Source organism: Citrobacter sp. CK195, assembly GCF_030333365.1.
GTDB classification, from domain to species: Bacteria; Pseudomonadota; Gammaproteobacteria; order Enterobacterales; family Enterobacteriaceae; genus Citrobacter_B; species Citrobacter_B koseri.
Genome location: NZ_JAOWGB010000006.1, coordinates 43,720 through 58,413, shown reverse-complemented (window position 1 = coordinate 58,413; position 14,694 = coordinate 43,720). Strand labels below are relative to the sequence as shown.

The window sequence follows — 14,694 nt, the reverse complement described above, 5'->3', positions numbered from 1 at the left end:
TAATCAACTGCGCAATTTTTACACTCATCAGGTCGGGAGGGTCACACCGGCAATAAAAACGATGAGGATTAAGTCATGAGTAACGCGATTACGATGGGTATCTTTTGGCATTTGATAGGTGCGGCCAGTGCAGCCTGTTTTTATGCCCCGTTCAAACAAGTTAAACAATGGTCCTGGGAAACCATGTGGTCAATCGGTGGGATTGTCTCCTGGCTTATCCTGCCCTGGACCATCAGCGCCCTGCTGCTCCCGGATTTCTGGGCCTATTACAGTTCCTTCAACCTATCCACCCTGTTGCCCGTATTTCTGTTCGGCGCAATGTGGGGCATCGGTAATATTAACTACGGCCTGACCATGCGCTATCTCGGCATGTCGATGGGGATCGGCATCGCGATTGGTATTACGCTGATCGTCGGCACCCTGATGACCCCCATCATCAATGGAAACTTTGATGTGCTGATCAATACCGAAGGCGGACGAATGACGCTGCTGGGCGTCCTGGTGGCGCTGATCGGCGTTGGCATCGTCACCCGCGCCGGGCAGTTAAAAGAGCGCAAAATGGGGATCACCGCCGAGGAGTTCAACCTGAAAAAAGGTCTGCTGCTGGCGGTGATGTGCGGTATTTTCTCCGCCGGGATGTCCTTTGCGATGAACGCCGCCAAACCGATGCATGAAGCCGCTGCCGCGCTCGGCGTCGATCCGCTGTATGTCGCTCTGCCAAGCTACGTGGTCATCATGGGCGGCGGCGCGCTGATCAACCTGGGTTTCTGTTTCGTTCGTCTGGCAAAAGTGAAAAACTTGTCGATAAAAGCCGACTTCTCGCTGGCAAAATCGATGATCATCACCAATATCCTGCTGTCAGCGCTGGGTGGCCTGATGTGGTATTTGCAGTTCTTTTTCTACGCCTGGGGCCACGCTCGCATTCCGCCGCAGTATGACTACATCAGCTGGATGCTGCACATGAGCTTCTACGTGCTGTGCGGTGGGATTGTGGGTCTGGTGCTGAAAGAGTGGAAAAACGCGGGTCGTCGTCCTGTCAGCGTTCTCAGTCTGGGTTGCGTGGTCATTATTATCGCCGCCAACATCGTCGGCATGGGAATGGCAAGCTAATCGTTTTGCGTACTGTGATGACGCCACTGGCTGGGCGTCATCCCGGTTTCCCGCGTAAACACCACCGAAAAGTAGTTACTGTCCTCAAAGCCGCACTGCATTGAAATCTCACTGATCATCAGGCGGCTGTGCTGAAGCAAATACTGTGCATGGCAGATGCGGATCTGGCGAAGATACTGGTTGATAGTCATCCCGGTCTGTGAGCGAAACTGCTGTCGCAGCACCCGCTCGCTGCACTGCTCCTGGTCGCAAAACGCATCCAGCGCAAAGGGGCGCTCCAGGCTGCCGGCCAGTGCGGTAATCAATTTATCCAGCAACGTTTCGCTCGCTCTGGTCGGGAGATCATCGGTGGCATAGCGGTGTCTTTTCAGCGTCATCACCAGCTGACCAAATAGCAGTTCCGCCATCTCATTCGCCAGCGGATCGCCCTGATTGCTCTCATGTTCAAGCTGGCTGATAACCTGCCGCGCCTGATTCATCCCCACGCTGCCCAGCCGCCAGTGCGGGCTCCGTTCACTGCCGTTAAAGCCCGGAATGGCGCTTTCCCAGCCAAGATTCAGGGTCAACCGCTCCGGGCAGTAAATAATATTCTGCAAAACCAAATCGTTAACGGAGGTGTAGGAGTGTCTGTCCTCGGCGCGAATATAAAACAGATCGCCACGCGTGATGCGGTAAGGGCGATCGTTGAGCACATGCAAACCGTTGCCGCGCCAGACCAACACCAGTTCACAAAACTCGTGTGTATGTTCCGCGAACACATTTTGCGGATAGCGATCGGCAACCGCGACAGCCTGGCCGTCATTCGCAAAAAAGTCTTTTTTCAGAAGGACTAACTGATTTGCCACCGCAGCACCTCACGTTGAATGCTTGCCGGATGGCGCTACGCTTATCTGGCCTACAGATCGCCGCCGTAGGCCGGATAAGGTGAAGCCGCCATCCGGCATTGAAGGGGACGATTATCAGCAAATTGGCGACAAAAAACGGTGATAGCTTTCGCGTTACTGTAGCAATGCGTCCCGCCCCTGGCGAATATCCCTGGGCGACCAGTCAAATTCCCGGCGAAACAGCGTCGAAAAATGGTTACTGTCGCCAAAACCGCAGCGATACGCGATATCTGTGACGCTTTCATCACTGTGACGCAGCAGATGGCGAGCCTTGATAAGCCGCAGACGGTTAAGATAGCGCTGCGGCGTCAGGCCGGTCTGTTGTTTGAGCTGACGGTGCAGCGTGCGCAGCGAGAGCGAAAACTTGTCGGCTATCGACTCCCAGCACACCTCTTCAGCAAAATGATCCTCCAGCCAGGCCAGCAACTGATTCAGCCGCGCATCGTTATTGGCTGCCCCTTCCATCAGGCTGCTTTTACGCAGCAGCACCAGCAACTGCATAAACAGAATTTCACGGTTGGCGACCGCAGGCGTGTCCATCTCGTCTCCGGCGTTTTCCATCTGCGCCACCAGTTGCCGCACCTGCTGCAACGCGCTCTGATTCACGCGCCAGTGTGACGGGTACTGCCCATCCTGTTCCTGCGGCAAGAGCTGGTTCAGCCCTGCCAGAAACTGAAACGCGTCCGGCGAGCGATAGAGCACATTCGTCAGACACAGGTTGTCGGTGTGTTCATACAGATGTCTGTCATGATCGCGAACAAAGCAGACCGTACCGCCGCTAATGGTGTAGGGCTGCCCATTGAACACATGAATGCCGGTGCCATGTTCAACAATCACAATCTCGTGAAAATCATGATGATGTTCAGGAAAAGCGGACTGAGGAAGCCGGGGTTCAATGGCCACGGGCGCTTTACCTGACGGAAAAAAATCCACGCTATGCAGTACGGTCATGATGGCTTCCTGATATGAGAAACATGTCAGAAATAGTAATTAAGGGTTACTACCCTCACCTTAAATTTTTAACGCCAAAGCGCGCAAACCCGGTCGTTTTTTCAAGAAAGGACGGGAAAGATCAGGAAATGCGGACGCCGTCACATCCGGCCAATTCACGCTGATAAACGGAAATTGTGAACGCTATCACGTTCACCTTTGCCTCCTTGCCAGCGGCCAATTTAACCTGTCAGTAACAGGAAGGTACGCCTTCCTGGGGGTTCTTAGACTGAGTGCAATGAAACTCAGAAGGACTTCACCATGACTTTTCGCCATTGTGTCGCTGTCGATCTCGGGGCATCCAGCGGGCGCGTAATGCTGGCGCGTTACGACAGTGAACAACACGCCCTGACGCTGCGTGAAATCCACCGCTTCGCGAACTGTTTGCAAAAAACAGACGGGTTCGACGCCTGGGATATCGACAGCCTGGAAAATGAAATTCGCCTTGGACTGGAGAAAGTCTGCGATGAAGGTATCCGTATTGACAGCATCGGCATTGATACCTGGGGCGTGGACTATGTGCTGCTCGACAAGCACGGCCAGCGCATCGGTCTGCCCGTATCTTATCGCGACAACCGTACCACGGGGGTGATGCAGCAGGCGCTGGCGCAGCTCGGCAAGCATGATATCTATCGCCGCAGCGGCATTCAGTTTCTGCCGTTCAATACGCTGTATCAGCTCCGCGCGCTGGTTGAACAACAGCCTGAACTTATCCCGCAGGTGGCGCATGCCCTGCTGATCCCCGACTATTTCAGTTTCCGCCTGACGGGCGAAATGAACTGGGAATACACCAACGCCACCACCACGCAGCTCGTCAATATCAACAGCGATGACTGGGACGATACCCTGCTGGACTGGACCGGCGCCAACAAAGCCTGGTTTGGCAGGCCCACCCATCCGGGCAACGTGATCGGCTACTGGATCTGCCCACAGAAAAATCAGATTCCGGTGGTCGCCGTCGCCAGTCACGACACCGCCAGCGCGGTGATCGCCTCTCCGCTGGCCGATAAAAACAGCGCTTATCTCTCTTCCGGCACCTGGTCGTTGATGGGCTTCGAGAGCAGAACACCCTACACCGATGACGCGGCGCTGGCGGCGAACATCACCAATGAAGGCGGCGCAGAAGGCCGCTACCGGGTGCTGAAAAACATCATGGGGCTCTGGCTGCTTCAGCGCGTACTGAAAGAGCGCCAGATTACCGACCTGCCCGCGCTGATCGCCGAGACCCAGTCGCTTCCGGCCTGCCGTTTCCTGATAAACCCGAATGACGATCGCTTTATCAACCCCGCCAATATGAGCGCAGAGATCCAGGCGGCCTGCCGTGAATCCGGCCAGCCGGAACCCACCCGTAACGCCGAACTGGCACGCTGCATTTTCGACAGTCTGGCGCTGCTGTATGCCGATGTGTTGCAGGAGCTGGCGAACCTGCGTGGTGAAGCCTTTAGCCAGCTGCACATCGTCGGCGGAGGTTGCCAGAACGCCCTGCTGAACCAGCTGTGCGCTGATGCCTGCGGCATTCGCGTGATGGCCGGGCCGATTGAGGCTTCCACCCTCGGCAATATCGGCATCCAGCTCATGACGCTGGACGAACTGAACAACGTTGACGACTTCCGTCAGGTGGTAAGAACCAACTACGACCTGACGACCTTTACCCCAAATCCTGACAGTGAAATTGCCCGCCACGTTGCGCAGTTTCAATCAAAACGACAGACAAAGGAGCTTTGCGCATGACCACTCAACTTGAACAAGCCTGGGAACTGGCGAAACAACGTTTTGCTGCGGTAGGTATTGATGTCGAGGAGGCGTTACGCCAGCTCGATCGTCTGCCGGTATCGATGCACTGCTGGCAGGGCGATGACGTCGCCGGATTCGAAAACCCGGAAGGATCGCTCACCGGCGGTATTCAGGCCACCGGTAACTATCCCGGTAAAGCGCGCAGCGCCAGCGAGCTGCGCGCCGACCTGGAACAGGCGCTAAGCCTGATCCCGGGGCCAAAACGCCTGAACTTACACGCAATCTATCTGGAGTCTGACACGCCGGTGTCCCGCGACCAGATCAAACCGGAGCACTTCAAAAACTGGGTGGAATGGGCAAAAGCGAACCAGTTAGGGCTGGACTTCAACCCCTCCTGCTTTTCTCACCCACTGAGCGCTGACGGCTTTACCCTGGCGCACGCGGACGACAACATTCGCCAGTTCTGGATTGACCACTGCAAGGCCAGCCGCCGCGTATCCGCGTACTTCGGTGAGCAACTGGGCACGCCGTCGGTGATGAACATCTGGATCCCGGATGGCATGAAAGACATCACCGTTGACCGCTTAGCGCCGCGCCAACGCCTGCTGGAGGCGCTGGACGAGGTGATCAGCGAAAAACTGAATCCGGCGCATCACATCGACGCCGTGGAAAGCAAACTGTTCGGTATTGGCGCGGAAAGCTATACCGTTGGCTCCAACGAGTTCTACATGGGCTACGCCACCAGCCGCCAGACCGCGCTGTGCCTCGACGCGGGCCACTTCCATCCGACCGAAGTGATTTCCGACAAGATTTCCGCCGCCATGCTGTATGTGCCGCGCCTGCTGCTGCACGTCAGCCGCCCGGTGCGCTGGGACAGCGATCACGTCGTGCTGCTGGATGATGAAACCCAGGCAATTGCCAGCGAAATCGTGCGTCATAACCTGTTTGACCGCGTGCATATCGGCCTCGATTTCTTCGATGCCTCCATCAACCGTATCGCCGCGTGGGTTATCGGCACGCGCAATATGAAGAAAGCGCTGCTGCGCGCGCTGCTGGAACCAACCGGGCAACTGCGTCAGTTAGAAGCCAGCGGCGATTACACCGCCCGCCTGGCGCTGCTGGAAGAGCAGAAATCCCTGCCGTGGCAAGCCGTCTGGGAAATGTATTGCCAGCGTCACGACACGCCAGCCGGCAGCCAGTGGCTGGAAAGCGTCCGTGCCTATGAAAAAGAGATTCTGAGCAAACGTAGCTAACCGCGACGCCTGACTTGTAGGCCGGATAAGACGTTCCGCGTCGCCATCCGGCAATAAATGAAACACGATTGCCGGATGGCGCTGCGCTTATCCGGCCTACGTAAGACCCGATAACGTTCGGGCAATAAATGGGAACACCGAACATGCAGAACATTACCCACTCCTGGTTTGTCCAGGGAATGATCAAAGCCACCTCCGACGCCTGGCTGAAGGGCTGGGACGAACGCAACGGCGGCAACCTTACGCTGCGTCTGGATGAGGCGGATATCGCGCCGTTTACCGACGATTTCCACCAGGAGCCGCGCTATATCGCGCTGAGTCAGCCAATGCCACTGCTGGCGAACACGCCGTTTATCGTCACCGGCTCCGGCAAATTCTTCCGCAACGTACAGCTCGATCCGGCAGCGAATTTAGGCGTGGTGAAAGTGGACAGCGACGGCGCGGGCTACCACATTCTGTGGGGGCTGAATCATGAGGCGGTTCCAACCTCCGAGCTGCCGGCTCACTTCCTCTCCCACTGCGAGCGCATTAACGCCACCGACGGCAAAGACCGCGTGATTATGCATTGCCACGCCACCAACCTGATCGCGCTGACCTACGTGCTGGAAAACAACACGCCGCTTTTCACCCGCAAACTGTGGGAAGGCAGCACCGAGTGCCTGGTGGTGTTCCCGGACGGCGTCGGCATTCTGCCGTGGATGGTGCCGGGCACTGATGAGATCGGTCAGGCCACCGCGCAGGAAATGCAGAAGCATTCGCTGGTGCTGTGGCCCTTCCACGGCGTGTTCGGCAGCGGCCCGACGCTGGATGAAACATTCGGCCTGATCGATACCGCCGAGAAGTCTGCGGAGGTGCTGGTCAAAATCTATTCGATGGGCGGTATGAAGCAAACCATCACGCGTGAAGAACTGGTAGCGCTTGGCAAACGCTTTGGCGTGACTCCGCTTGCCAGTGCATTAGCGTTGTACTGATTCTTCCCGCAATCCAATGCCGTAGGCCCGATAAGCGCAGCGTCATCGGGCAATAGGGTAACGCGTCAATCTTAAGGAGAATATTCATGAGCTTCATGTTGGCACTTCCCAAAATTAGCCTGCATGGCGCAGGCGCAATCGGCGATATGGTTAACCTCGTCGCGAATAAGCAATGGGGTAAAGCGCTGGTCGTCACTGACGGGCAACTGGTAAAACTGGGCCTGCTGGACAGCCTGTTTGCCGCGCTTGACGCGCATCAGATGTCGTACCACCTTTTCGACGAGGTTTTCCCGAACCCCACTGAAGAACTGGTGCAAAAAGGGTATGCGGCATATCAGGACGCGCAGTGTGATTACATCATCGCCTTCGGCGGCGGCAGCCCGATCGATACCGCCAAAGCGGTCAAAATTCTGACGGCGAACCCTGGCCCCTCTACCGCCTATTCTGGCGTCGGCAAAGTCAAAAACGCGGGCATTCCGCTGGTGGCGATTAATACCACCGCCGGTACGGCAGCGGAAATGACCAGCAATGCCGTCATTATCGACTCCGCGCGCCAGGTCAAAGAGGTCATCATCGACCCGAATATCATCCCTGATATCGCGGTGGACGACGCCAGCGTTATGCTGGACATCCCGCCATCCGTCACTGCCGCCACCGGTATGGATGCGCTGACCCACGCCATTGAGGCCTATGTCTCGGTTGGCGCGCATCCGCTTACCGACGCCAACGCGCTGGAAGCCATTCGGCTGATTAACCTGTGGCTGCCGAAAGCGGTTGATGACGGCCACAACCTCGAAGCGCGTGAGCAGATGGCGTTTGGCCAGTATCTGGCGGGTATGGCGTTCAACAGCGCTGGCCTTGGTCTGGTACACGCGCTGGCGCATCAGCCAGGCGCCACGCACAACCTGCCGCACGGCGTCTGTAACGCCATCCTGCTGCCGATCATTGAGAACTTTAACCGCCCGAACGCGGTCACGCGTTTTGCCCGCGTCGCCCAGGCGATGGGCGTCGATACTCAAGGTATGAGCATTGAGGCGGCGAGTATGGAAGCGATCAATGCAATCCGCGCATTGAGCAAATGCGTCGGCATTCCTGAAGGTTTCAGCACACTGGGCGTCACGAAAGACGATATTGAAGGCTGGCTGGACAAAGCGCTGGCAGATCCGTGTGCGCCGTGCAATCCACGCACCGCCAGCCGCGATGACGTCCGCGAGTTGTATCTGGAGGCGCTATGATCCGCAAAGCGTTTGTGATGCAGGTGAATGCCGACGCACGCGAGGAGTATCAGCGTCGCCATAATCCCATCTGGCCGGAGCTGGAAAGCGTATTGAAAGCGCATGGCGCGCATCACTATGCGATTTACCTCGATAAAGAACGCAACCTGTTGTTCGCGACCGTCGAGATTGAATCGGAAGAGCGCTGGAATGCCATCGCCAGTACCGACGTGTGCCAGCGTTGGTGGAAGCATATGCGCGACGTGATGCCTGCCAACCCGGATAACAGCCCGGTGAGCGCAGAACTGAAAGAAGTGTTTTACCTGGCGTAGGCGGTCTGAAGCCGGATGACTCAACGCCGGATGGCGGCGCTAACGCGTCTTATCCGGCTTACAGGTAGCAAACGGCACGAAATTGTAGGCCGGATAAGCGTCAGCGCCATCCGGCATCATAAACCTCATCGCGCGGAATTAATTTTGCTCGGCCACCAAGATCGCCTGCGTATCCGCTTCCAGCGCTTTAAAGATGTGCTCCTGATCGGCGGGATAACAAATATAATCGCCCTCACCTAACTCTTCCGGCGCCTCTGTCAGCCCGACAAGCGCTTTCCCCTGCGTCACAATAATATGCTCCACCGATCCCGGCGGATGTGGATGTGAAATACGATCCGCCCCCGGCTGCGTCAGCAGCAGGTAGATATCGCGCCGCGCCCCTGGCGGACAGGCAGCCAGTAAAATAGCCTGATAGTGGGCCTGTTCTGCCACCACTTTTGTCCCTTCTCCGCGACGAATCACCTGCGTTTTTTGCGCCTGCGGCTCCAGCAGACGTGCAAAGGGAATATCCAGGGCCACGCAAAGCGCCCAGAGCGTTTCCAGGCTAGGATTTCCATTGCCCGCTTCCAGTTGCGACAGGGTAGATTTCGCAATCCCCGCACGCCGGGCGATTTCCGCCAGCGACAGGCCGGTACGTTGACGTTCGCGCACCAGGCTTTTCGCGATCACGCTAATGGGCTGTGTCATTCACGACTCCGCGTTCTTTATATCGAACGAATCGTTCGACTTGTAAATCAATTCTGTTGCGTTCATTATAATGGAAATTCGTTCGATATGGCTAAAATAGTATGAAACATCACCTCTCATGTCTCAGCGGAGACACGATAAAAGCGATATTTTTAGTGTGCCTGGCCGTTGGCGTCGTCGGGATGTCCTACGGATCGCTGGCGATGGCCTACGGCTTCCCGATTTGGGTGCCGTTTGTACTCTCCATTTTTGTCCTGGCGGGGGCGTCCGAATTTATGTTTATCGGCATTGTCGCCAGCGGCGGGAACCCGCTGGCCGCCGCCGCTGCCGGTTTGCTGGTGAATGCCCGCCACATTCCATTCGGCGTAACGGTACGTGAACTGGTAGGCACCCGCGCCGCCAGCTTTCTGGGCTGCCATATCATGAATGATGAAAGCGTCGTCTTTGGTCTGTCGCAAAAAACACGGCAACAGCGCAAAGCCGCCTACTGGCTGTGTGGCGCGGGCGTCGCAATTTTTTGGCCGCTGGGCGCACTGCTTGGCGCGATGGTCGGCAAACTGCTCCCGGCACCGGAAACCATCGGTCTGGACGCGGTATTTCCCGTCATTTTATTGGCGTTAGTGATCCCGGCGTTCAGGAATCGCACCACGCTAATCCGCGCCTGTAGCGGCGCCGGGCTGTCGCTTGCCGCTGTCCCCTTCGCACCGGTCGGGTTGCCGGTACTGCTCTCTCTGCTTGGCTTACTGACGAGGAAAAAATAATGGGCAACATGACGCTGTTTATCGTCGGTATTGCTGTGTTATCGGCAGGCACCTATCTGATGCGTCTTGGCGGAGCAAAGCTCGGCAACCGGCTGGCGCTCTCCGAACGTTCTCAGGCGCTATTGTCGGATGCGGCAACGGTATTGCTGTTTTCAGTGGCGCTGGCAACCACGTTTTATGAAGGCGAACATTTTGCCGGAATGGCGCGGGTACTGGGCGTCGCGTTCGCTGTTTTCCTGGCGTGGCGCAAAATGCCGCTGATTGTGGTGATTATCGCTGCGGCGGTGGTGACAGCGCTGCTAAGGCTGGCGGGTATGCACTAAATATGAGGCATTTATCGGAATAGTAAAACAGTAAACGCAGAAACGAAAAAAGCGCCCTGAAGGCGCTCTTTCGACAGTTTTGAATCACTTATTTCAGCAGTTCAGCGGTCATATGCACGCGGTTACCGGAGTATGCGGAAGTGATTTTGTAATCACTGGCGCCAGCCTGCTGAGCCTGAGCGGCGATTTTTGCTTCTACGCTTTCCAGAGTAGAGCCCGTCGCGGTAACAGACTGAGCGGCGAAAGAACCGAAAGAAGTAGCGAGAGCGATAACTGCGACAAAAGTTTTGATGCTTTTCATGATATAAACCCTTTAACTTAGTTGTTTGAATAAGGCACCGTGCCTTGATGTGATAAATAATAGGCCGGTATTCGAACAACTAAAAGCGGAAGGATTTGCTATTCTTTTTCAAATTTACTGAATAAAACTCAACCTGTCATCAAACGCCGTGGATGCGTATAAATTGTCGCCTTGCCCGGCTTGCAAAAGCCCACCAGCGTCAGGTTACAGCGCTCAGCCACGTCAACCGCTAACGTGGTGGCAGCGGAGACGGCAAACAGGATTTCAACGCCGCACATCGCCGATTTCTGCACCATTTCATAGCTGGCGCGACTGGAGACCAGCACCGCGCCCTGCTGCCAGATTTCGCCTTCCGTCGCCCGGCGCCCCAGCAGTTTATCCAGCGCGACATGGCGACCGACATCTTCATGCCCGCCCGCTAATTCACCGGACGGCATCGCCCACGCCGCCGCGTGAGTACAGCCGGTAAGCTGACCGACCGGTTGAAAATCAGACAGATGCTTCAACGCGCGATCAAGATTCGCCAGGTTAAAGGTTTGGGTAAACGGGAGCGGCGTAATGGGTTTGCCGATGTCATTCAGCTGCTCCACGCCGCAAACGCCGCAGCCGGTACGCCCGGCCAGGGCGCGACGACGTTCTTTCAGCCCCATAAAGCGGCGGCTGGAAAGCTCAATCTGCACTTCAAGGCCGTTGCAGGAAGGAACGACGTCCATGCCATAAATATCCTGCGGACATTCAATAATGCCTTCCGACAGTGAAAAACCGATCGCGAATTGTTCCAGATCTTTCGGCGTGGTCATCATCACCACATGGGAAATGCCGTTATAGACCAGCGCGACAGGAACTTCCGTCGCCAGCATATCCGGTTTTGATTGCGTCAGGCACCCGCGCGTCCAAACGGCATGAGAAACAGCGCCCTCCGGGGATGAATTTTGATGGTCAGACAAAGCAGCTTCCTGGTATGGACTCACGATAAGAGAGATTGCGTTCAGGCAGGATGAGAGAGCCTTTGCGCATTTAACTGCGGTTATTGTCCTCCATTATTTTTGTGAGGTCAAAACCGGGGCAAAACCGCCCCGGTCGGCAGGATGAGAACGCTAGTTAGCCGCGAGAGCGTCAAACGACACGGTGTAGGTTTCTTCCAGATCCTGCGTATTGCTGGTCTGGAAAGCTTTATCGGCAAGATAAGTGGTGATCATCAGTGTTGCAACCCACTGTTTTCCTGCCACTTCCTGGCCGTTTACCGCAGCAGCGGACATATCCGGCAACAGCGTCATTTCCGCAGCGCCGCCCGATACCTGCGCCGCGCCCCGGGGAACCGAAGCCAACTGAACGGGAGCGTTATCGACTCTGGCATTTTTCATTTTAATCGACATCGCGCCGTTGTCAGAAAACTGCCAGGCCTGCCCCTGCCGGGCGGGGCCATCCACAAAGAGCCGAATTTTATGTTCATCAGTACAGATGACGGAGACCTGTAACTCCCGGGTGACGGAGGCATAACCGTGATACATATTCCCGGCGTATTCGGTGCTCCCCTCCCTCATATCCTCCCTGCGGAACCGCCCATAGTCGACCTGTTTTGTCGAAGATAAAATCTGACAGTCGCCTTCTTCCGCCAGCGCGGATGGCGCATTCCCACACAAGAAACCCGCCAGTAATACAGGCATAAAAACGCTAAGGTGTTTCATGGAGCCAGCTCCCTGTTTCATTAGAGACATTTCCCTTTTATCTCCTCGTAGAATTTCTGCGGATCGGCTTCCGGCAGGGTGTAGTTCAGTTTGCATCGTCCACCGTCCACCTTCGCATACAGCTGATGGCTTGCTGAGATATCATTCAGGAAGATCAAACCGTCCTCTGGCGCGGAAGTGATGTATTCCCCGGCGTCGTTAACAATGGAGACGCCTTTCGGCAACGGAGTACCGTCTGCGCGCATAACAGAGAGCAGCACGCGCCGCTGACTCAGCGTGGTGAATTGCCATTTCGCGACCGCCCCGTGCGATGCTTTAATCGCCGTCCGGCCATTATTGACGTCAAGATTGCCCGGAAGACTTTGGGTATTGAGTTCCAGCGTACTTTCATGGAACGGCGTCAATGACGGGACAACGGCCTGACCCCATTTATCGGTCCAGACGGGCCCGCGCGACGTCACGATTTCGATACCGGCAACAGGCTTGTCCAGTTGGGTAATGGCATACGTGTCCGCGACCGGATACGGTGAGAAGGTCACGCCATCGTCATGCGCCACAATGCCGCCACTCAATGCGGCAGAGTAGTTCGTATTGCTGTCGTTATCGCCGCCAGCCGCCACGGACAGCGTGGTATAGTGAAGATTGCTGTTGAGCGAGCTATCCCAGTCGGTAACACTTTCGTCCTGATCGCGAGACACGCCGACCGTGTATTGGTTGTCGTCATTCAGCGACCCCATCGCCCGCGTGCCATAAGAGCTTCTTCCTTCACTCTCGCGATACCACGAGTTCGTTGAAACACCGGTACGGCCTAACGGAACAGAAACGTTCACGTAGAACATATCGCGATCGCTCTCATCCCCACGACTGATATCCGATTCCCAGTTCACGCTGACGCTGAAATATTTATAGGTTTGCGACCAGGAAGAGATAATGCGGCGGCTATTATAGTCGCTGTCCCAGGCCTCATTACGGTAGTAGCCGAGCGAAAAACGCCCCAGAAGCGTATCCGACCAACTGACCGCGACGTTCGTATCGTATTTCGTTGGGGAGTAATCATCGTCGTCGCTATACAGTTCCTGCATTTCGCGATAGTCCGCCGTGCCGTAGCTGCCGCCCAGCGAAATCCCCATCCCCCAGGGCAAGGAATACCCAAGATCCAGCGTGGTTTTGTGCCCATCAGTCTGGCTACGGTTATCGATCGACCCAAGAAACCCGAGCGAGGCATATAAATTCTGTACGGGAACGGTATCCACATTGGCAGAGAAACCGTAATAGTGGTTATCCGCCATCACCATTCCGGCCATGAGATTCATACGATTATTCACTGACCAGCCATCAGACGCCGACACAATCCAGGGCTGCTCAAAATTCGTGTCCATATCTTCCGCACGCCCCACGGCCAGAGAAAAGCCCGGCGCCCTGCCGACATGGTTGCTACGAAACGTGCTCGCCGATACGGTAAAATGGCTCTCGCTTCCATCGGTCTCCGTCACCGTGACATTCAGGTCGGTGTTGAGGTTAGCAATGGGTACATCGGTTAAGGTAAAGGGGCCAGCGGGAACAAGCGTTGAATAGATGATCTGCCCGCCCTGGCGAATATCCACGCGCGCCTGAGAATATCTGGCGATCCCCGTCACCTCGACGCCACTCCCCTCGTTCGGCAGCAGGGTATTATCCGGCATGACTTGCACACCGTAGACCGATGGAATACTAAAGCGGCTGTTGGCAATGTTGATTTGCCCGCCCTGCACCATCACGCCATAGTCGGCGAAAGTGCGTTGCGCGTAGGTATAATACGAGTCGGTCTCTAATTCCTGGTCGCTGCCGTCGCTGACGAATTGTGTGCTGCGCACAATCCAGTCACCCGCATTAAAACCAAGTTCAAACGTTGACTGAAAGCGGTCTGAATTATCGCCGTCATATTTATAATGCGTGCCAAACATGGAGTAATTCAGCATTGCGGCATGACCACCGCGAACGTCCGCGACCTGTCGGTTATTATCTGGATCAATCGCTTCCTGCGGAACAACCAGCGACATTTCTTCTGTTTCAGGCGTAGCGCTAACGGTTGCCGTAGACCAGTATTGATGGATCAGCGGGCAGGTTTCTCTTTTTATTTTCGTGATGAGTCCTGCGCTTTCCAGAAATGCTTTATCAATACAGGGCTGCCCTTCCTCATTAAACTTAACCGACATGACACTGTGTTTTTTGCCATTAATAATAACGGTCACATTATGGACACCAGGAGTGAACCGGGACGCTAAGGAATAATAATCAGCAATCACAGGATCGAGACCATTAGATTCTAATGCATCAGTATCAAATACCGCTCTCGCCAACTCCATCGTTCCAGTAGAGGTCGGCATTATTTCCGCCCGTATACTGAAAGCGATTGCCGTCAGACAAAACACAATAATTCCTTTTTTAGCGGAACCGCGAATCATAA

15 protein-coding genes are annotated in these 14,694 nt (G+C 55.7%); 8 read left to right on the top strand and 7 right to left on the bottom strand.

Features of this window, described 5'->3' with window-relative positions:
- The first annotated feature begins 75 nt into the window (after positions 1-75).
- Positions 76-1,110 (top strand): L-rhamnose/proton symporter RhaT, encoded by a 1,035-nt coding sequence (gene rhaT / locus OGX93_RS00300; RefSeq protein WP_012133892.1) that lies wholly within the window; start codon positions 76-78, stop codon positions 1,108-1,110.
- Here rhaT and rhaR read toward each other — a convergent pair.
- Both rhaR and rhaS read right to left on the bottom strand, forming a co-directional pair.
- Complete coding sequence (rhaR, locus tag OGX93_RS00295; RefSeq protein WP_024130665.1) at positions 1,107-1,955, bottom strand: HTH-type transcriptional activator RhaR; 849 nt, start codon at positions 1,953-1,955, stop codon at positions 1,107-1,109. The genes rhaT and rhaR overlap by 4 nt on opposite strands.
- 153 nt (positions 1,956-2,108) lie before the next feature.
- Positions 2,109-2,945, bottom strand: a complete 837-nt coding sequence (gene rhaS, locus OGX93_RS00290) for an HTH-type transcriptional activator RhaS (protein WP_012133897.1) — start codon at positions 2,943-2,945, stop codon at positions 2,109-2,111.
- A gap of 300 nt (positions 2,946-3,245) precedes the next feature.
- Here rhaS and rhaB point away from each other — a divergent pair, with 300 nt between their 5' ends.
- From rhaB to rhaM, 5 genes are all read left to right on the top strand, one after another.
- Positions 3,246-4,715 carry a rhamnulokinase gene (gene rhaB, locus OGX93_RS00285; protein WP_286448798.1) on the top strand — a complete coding sequence of 490 codons (1,470 nt, stop codon included), beginning with the start codon at positions 3,246-3,248 and terminating at the stop codon, positions 4,713-4,715.
- Positions 4,712-5,971 carry an L-rhamnose isomerase gene (rhaA, locus tag OGX93_RS00280; RefSeq protein ID WP_049009558.1) on the top strand — a complete coding sequence of 420 codons (1,260 nt, stop codon included), beginning with the start codon at positions 4,712-4,714 and terminating at the stop codon, positions 5,969-5,971. The genes rhaB and rhaA overlap by 4 nt, the downstream gene beginning before the upstream one ends.
- Positions 5,972-6,114: 143 nt before the next feature.
- Positions 6,115-6,942: a rhamnulose-1-phosphate aldolase gene (gene rhaD / locus OGX93_RS00275; protein WP_012133901.1), complete on the top strand. Its 828-nt coding sequence runs from the start codon at positions 6,115-6,117 to the stop codon at positions 6,940-6,942.
- A gap of 86 nt (positions 6,943-7,028) precedes the next feature.
- Complete coding sequence (gene fucO / locus OGX93_RS00270; protein WP_286448797.1) at positions 7,029-8,177, top strand: lactaldehyde reductase; 1,149 nt, start codon at positions 7,029-7,031, stop codon at positions 8,175-8,177.
- Positions 8,174-8,488, top strand: coding sequence for an L-rhamnose mutarotase (gene rhaM, locus OGX93_RS00265; protein WP_248623349.1), 315 nt, complete (start codon positions 8,174-8,176; stop codon positions 8,486-8,488). Before fucO ends, rhaM begins: the two co-directional genes overlap by 4 nt.
- Positions 8,489-8,626: 138 nt before the next feature.
- On the opposite strand, the gene OGX93_RS00260 is transcribed toward rhaM, so the two are convergent.
- Entirely contained in the window at positions 8,627-9,175 is a 549-nt protein-coding gene (locus OGX93_RS00260; protein WP_012133905.1) for a helix-turn-helix domain-containing protein, read from the bottom strand.
- 101 nt (positions 9,176-9,276) lie between these two features.
- On the opposite strand from OGX93_RS00260, the gene OGX93_RS00255 reads away from it, so the two are divergent.
- Positions 9,277-9,936 carry an AzlC family ABC transporter permease gene (locus OGX93_RS00255; protein ID WP_286448795.1) on the top strand — a complete coding sequence of 220 codons (660 nt, stop codon included), beginning with the start codon at positions 9,277-9,279 and terminating at the stop codon, positions 9,934-9,936.
- A complete protein-coding gene (locus OGX93_RS00250) occupies positions 9,936-10,259 on the top strand; it encodes an AzlD domain-containing protein (RefSeq protein ID WP_012133907.1) in 324 nt (107 codons plus the stop codon). Before OGX93_RS00255 ends, OGX93_RS00250 begins: the two co-directional genes overlap by 1 nt.
- Positions 10,260-10,347: 88 nt before the next feature.
- Here the strand turns inward: OGX93_RS00250 and OGX93_RS00245 are convergent, their stop codons facing one another.
- From OGX93_RS00245 to OGX93_RS00230, 4 genes are all read right to left on the bottom strand, one after another.
- The gene (locus tag OGX93_RS00245; protein WP_286448792.1) at positions 10,348-10,560 is read right to left on the bottom strand and encodes a YdgH/BhsA/McbA-like domain containing protein; all 213 of its coding nucleotides are present in this window, start codon (positions 10,558-10,560) and stop codon (positions 10,348-10,350) included.
- A 128-nt stretch (positions 10,561-10,688) separates the two neighbouring features.
- Positions 10,689-11,441, bottom strand: a complete 753-nt coding sequence (fdhD, locus tag OGX93_RS00240) for a formate dehydrogenase accessory sulfurtransferase FdhD (RefSeq protein WP_353622159.1) — start codon at positions 11,439-11,441, stop codon at positions 10,689-10,691.
- Positions 11,442-11,657: 216 nt separating this feature from the next.
- Positions 11,658-12,278 carry a DUF1120 domain-containing protein gene (locus tag OGX93_RS00235; protein ID WP_286487709.1) on the bottom strand — a complete coding sequence of 207 codons (621 nt, stop codon included), beginning with the start codon at positions 12,276-12,278 and terminating at the stop codon, positions 11,658-11,660.
- Entirely contained in the window at positions 12,269-14,692 is a 2,424-nt protein-coding gene (locus OGX93_RS00230) for a fimbrial biogenesis outer membrane usher protein (RefSeq protein ID WP_115609785.1), read from the bottom strand. Before OGX93_RS00230 ends, OGX93_RS00235 begins: the two co-directional genes overlap by 10 nt.
- Positions 14,693-14,694 lie beyond the last annotated feature (2 nt).

What these genes read in the sequence shown, in the direction of transcription:
- rhaT (WP_012133892.1), top strand. Translation starts at nt 76, where the DNA reads ATGAGTAACGCGATTACGATGGGTATCTTTTGGCATTTGATAGGTGCG.
- rhaS (WP_012133897.1), bottom strand. Translation starts at nt 2,945, where the DNA reads ATGACCGTACTGCATAGCGTGGATTTTTTTCCGTCAGGTAAAGCGCCC.
- rhaB (WP_286448798.1), top strand. Translation starts at nt 3,246, where the DNA reads ATGACTTTTCGCCATTGTGTCGCTGTCGATCTCGGGGCATCCAGCGGG.
- rhaA (WP_049009558.1), top strand. Translation starts at nt 4,712, where the DNA reads ATGACCACTCAACTTGAACAAGCCTGGGAACTGGCGAAACAACGTTTT.
- rhaD (WP_012133901.1), top strand. Translation starts at nt 6,115, where the DNA reads ATGCAGAACATTACCCACTCCTGGTTTGTCCAGGGAATGATCAAAGCC.
- fucO (WP_286448797.1), top strand. Translation starts at nt 7,029, where the DNA reads ATGAGCTTCATGTTGGCACTTCCCAAAATTAGCCTGCATGGCGCAGGC.
- rhaM (WP_248623349.1), top strand. Translation starts at nt 8,174, where the DNA reads ATGATCCGCAAAGCGTTTGTGATGCAGGTGAATGCCGACGCACGCGAG.
- OGX93_RS00260 (WP_012133905.1), bottom strand. Translation starts at nt 9,175, where the DNA reads ATGACACAGCCCATTAGCGTGATCGCGAAAAGCCTGGTGCGCGAACGT.
- OGX93_RS00255 (WP_286448795.1), top strand. Translation starts at nt 9,277, where the DNA reads ATGAAACATCACCTCTCATGTCTCAGCGGAGACACGATAAAAGCGATA.
- OGX93_RS00250 (WP_012133907.1), top strand. Translation starts at nt 9,936, where the DNA reads ATGGGCAACATGACGCTGTTTATCGTCGGTATTGCTGTGTTATCGGCA.
- OGX93_RS00245 (WP_286448792.1), bottom strand. Translation starts at nt 10,560, where the DNA reads ATGAAAAGCATCAAAACTTTTGTCGCAGTTATCGCTCTCGCTACTTCT.
- OGX93_RS00235 (WP_286487709.1), bottom strand. Translation starts at nt 12,278, where the DNA reads ATGTCTCTAATGAAACAGGGAGCTGGCTCCATGAAACACCTTAGCGTT.
- OGX93_RS00230 (WP_115609785.1), bottom strand. Translation starts at nt 14,692, where the DNA reads ATGATTCGCGGTTCCGCTAAAAAAGGAATTATTGTGTTTTGTCTGACG.